4 protein-coding genes are annotated in these 3,019 nt (G+C 67.5%); 3 read left to right on the forward strand and 1 reads right to left on the reverse strand.

Annotated elements, in window-relative coordinates; translation table 11 throughout:
• Positions 1 to 625, forward strand: a 625-nt coding sequence (locus tag QZS21_RS11565; RefSeq protein ID WP_295583556.1) for a glycerate kinase, incomplete at its 5' end; no start/stop codon positions are given.
• Positions 622 to 1,461: a DegV family protein gene (locus tag QZS21_RS11570; protein WP_295583558.1), complete on the forward strand. Its 840-nt coding sequence runs from the start codon at positions 622 to 624 to the stop codon at positions 1,459 to 1,461. The genes QZS21_RS11565 and QZS21_RS11570, both read left to right, overlap by 4 nt.
• Before the next feature lie 58 nt (positions 1,462 to 1,519).
• Here the strand turns inward: QZS21_RS11570 and QZS21_RS11575 are convergent, their stop codons facing one another.
• The gene (locus QZS21_RS11575) at positions 1,520 to 1,894 is read right to left on the reverse strand and encodes a RidA family protein (RefSeq protein ID WP_295583560.1); all 375 of its coding nucleotides are present in this window, start codon (positions 1,892 to 1,894) and stop codon (positions 1,520 to 1,522) included.
• 135 nt (positions 1,895 to 2,029) lie between these two features.
• On the opposite strand from QZS21_RS11575, the gene QZS21_RS11580 reads away from it, so the two are divergent.
• On the forward strand, positions 2,030 to 2,779 hold the full coding sequence (locus QZS21_RS11580; RefSeq protein ID WP_295583562.1) for an acyl-[acyl-carrier-protein] thioesterase: 750 nt from the start codon (positions 2,030 to 2,032) through the stop codon (positions 2,777 to 2,779).
• The last annotated feature ends 240 nt before the right edge of the window (positions 2,780 to 3,019 follow it).

Raw genomic sequence — 3,019 nt, forward strand, 5'->3', positions numbered from 1 at the left:
CCCCCTCTGCGGCCCCACCGGCGCGGCGGCGGTGTTCGGCCCCCAGAAGGGGGCGGACGAGGCCATGGTGGCCCGCCTGAACGCGGGCCTGGCCCATCTGGCGGCGGTGCTGCGCCGCGACCTGGGGGCGGAGGTGGCGGACCTCCCCGGCGCCGGCGCCGCCGGCGGCATGGGGGCGGGCATGGCCGCCTTCTTCCGCAGCCGCCTCCAGCCGGGGATTGAGGCCGTGCTGGACACCGTTCGCTTCTCGGAGGTAATCCGGGGCGCGGAGCTGATCCTCACCGGCGAGGGCAAGCTGGACGGCCAGAGCCTCCGGGGCAAGGTGATCTCCGGCGTGGCCCGCCGCGCCGCCGGGACGCCGGTGGTTGCGGTGGTGGGCGACGTGGGCGAGGACATCGAGCCGGTATACGGTTTGGGCGTTCGCGCCGTGTTCTCCATCAACCGGGTGGCGGTGCCCTATGAGGCCGCCCGCCTCCGGGCGGCGCGGGACCTTCGCGCCACGGTGGCGGACATGCTGCGCCTCTGGACCGCAGCCCAAAATGAAACTGGCATTCCGGGGCAAACTGTGGTATCATACACCGGACTTGCAAACGAGACCCGAGGAACGGAAGGAGACACACCATGATCAAAATTACCACCGACAGCACCTGCGACCTGCCCGCGGCGCTGGTGGAGCGGCACAACCTCTCAGTGGTGCCGCTGGGCATCGTCAAGGCCGGCAAGCTCTACCAGGACGGCGTGAACATCCGCCCGGCGGACATCGCCGCCCACGTGGATGCCGGCGGCGACATCACCACCACCAACGCCGTAAACATCGCGGACTACGAGGACCTGTTCCGCCGGGAGGCCGCCAAGTACGACGCGGTGATCCACCTGAACATCGGCATGGGCTTTTCCAGCTGCCACCAGAACGCCCGCCTGGCGGCGGAGGAGGTGCCCGGCGTGTTCGTGGTGGACAGCGGCAACCTCTCCGTGGGCCACGGGATGCTGACCCTCGCCGCCGCCGAGGCGGCGGAGGCGGGGCGGAGCGTCCCGGAGATTCTGGACCTGCTGGACACCCTGATTCCCCGGGTGGAGATGAGCTTTGTGCTGGACCGGCTGGACTATATGAAAAAGGGCGGGCGCTGCTCCGCCGTGACGGCCCTGGGGGCCAACCTGCTGAAGCTCCACCCCTGCATCGAGGTCATCGACGGCAGGATGTCCGTCACCCGGAAGTTCCGGGGCTCCATGGAAAAGGTGGTGGCGGACTACGTCCGGGACCGGCTGGCGGGCCGGACGGACATCGACCGCCGCCGCTGCGTCCTGGTGGACTCCTGCCAGGACGACGCCCTGGCCGCCGTGGCCCGGCAGGTGCTGGCGGAGGAGGGGGGCTTCCAGGAGGTGCTGGAGGCCAAGGCCGGGTGCACCATCTTCTGCCACTGCGGGAACAACACCCTGGGCATCGCCTTTCTCCGGAAATAAACCGCGAGGACCGGCCAACCGGCCGGTCCTCGTTTGTTTCGTCAAGAGAGCGGTTCCTTTACTTGGCGGCAATGGCCTCGATCTCACACAGGACGCCCTTGGGCAGGTCCTTCACCGCCACGCAGCTGCGGGCGGGCTTGGTGGTGAAATACTTGGCATAGACCTCGTTGAAGGCGGCAAAGTCCCCGATGTCCGCCAGGAAACAGGTGGTCTTGAACACGTGCTCCAGCGTGACGCCGGCGGCCTCCAGGATGGCCCCCACGTTCTTGCAGCTCTGCTCCGCCTGGGCGGCGATGCCCTCGGGCACGGCGCCGGTGGCGGGGTCCACGGGGATCTGGCCGGAGGTATATACCAGCTCGCCCACGGTCCAGCCCTGGGAGTAGGGGCCGATGGCGCCGGGGGCATTGGGCGTGGCGATGACGGTCTTTTCCATAGAGTAACAGCCTCCTTAAAATTTGTTTGGTGGCCTTATCATATCACAGGTGCCGGGAAAGTCAACCATCCCGCTTGTGGAATCGGGGAAAACGTGGTAATATTTTGTCCAAATGAAAAAAAGGAGCATCGGATTGTGGAGGATTTCAAGCAGCGTTTGATGGAAGACGGCTACTTCCGCCAGGAGGAGCTGGTGTTTGCGGACTGCGACCGGAACAAGCGCGTCCGGATGGCGGCGCTTTTGAGCAAGGCGGGGGCCTTCGCCGGGTACGACTACGACGCCCGGGGGCTGACTCACGAGAAGCTGTACGCCATGCGGGAGGTCTTTCTCCTCTCCCGCGCCGCCGTGCACATCCACCGCTGCCCCATGGCCCGGGACGTGCTGGACATCACCACCTGGGAAAACGGTGCCCGGGGCGCCCACATGCAGCGGGTGTTTGAGATGGCGGACCACCGGACGGGGGAGCTGTGCGTGAGCATGAAGAGCGACTGGATTCTGGTGGACCCGGAGACCCGGAAAATTCTGCGGCCCGCCTCCTTTACCGCCAAGGCCCTGACGGTCTGCCCCAAGGAGATCGACTGCCCGGAGCCCAAGAAGATCGCCCTGCCCCGGGAGGGGCTGGAGGAGCTGGGGCAGCGGCGGGTGATGTGGTCCGATCTGGACGGCAACGGCCACCTCTTCAGCGGGAATTACGGGGACATCGTGTGGGACTTCCTCCCGGCAGACCTCCAGGACCGGACGCCCCGGGAGTTCTACATCAATTACAGCCGGGAGGCCACCCTGGGGGAGACGCTGCGGCTGCTGGGCCACCGGGAGGGGGAGAATTACCAGGTGGAGGGCCTGGGAGACGGCGGGACCTGCTTTACGGCCATGTGCGTGTTTTGAGGGGCTGATGGCGCTGGCCGCGCACGGCGCGGGGACGGGGATGCCGCCCCACGGGGGGCGGGGCGTCCGCGTAACGATGCGGAGCTGAAAGGCCGCCGCTGTACACGGGGATGAGGAACGGTCCGCGCACCGGTGCGGGGACGGAGGATTCCCGCCGTCGGGCGGGGACGAGGGTTTCCGCCCCAGGGGGCGGGATGGGGGTGTGGGGCTTTGCCCCACGGAATGCACCCCCCATTTTCT

The organism is uncultured Oscillibacter sp. (genome assembly GCF_900544955.1).
Taxonomy (GTDB): Bacteria; Bacillota; Clostridia; order Oscillospirales; family Oscillospiraceae; genus Oscillibacter.

Excerpts from the sequence above, each read along its gene's own strand:
- QZS21_RS11570 (WP_295583558.1), top strand. The coding sequence starts at position 622 with ATGATCAAAATTACCACCGACAGCACCTGCGACCTGCCCGCGGCGCTG.
- QZS21_RS11575 (WP_295583560.1), bottom strand. The coding sequence starts at position 1,894 with ATGGAAAAGACCGTCATCGCCACGCCCAATGCCCCCGGCGCCATCGGC.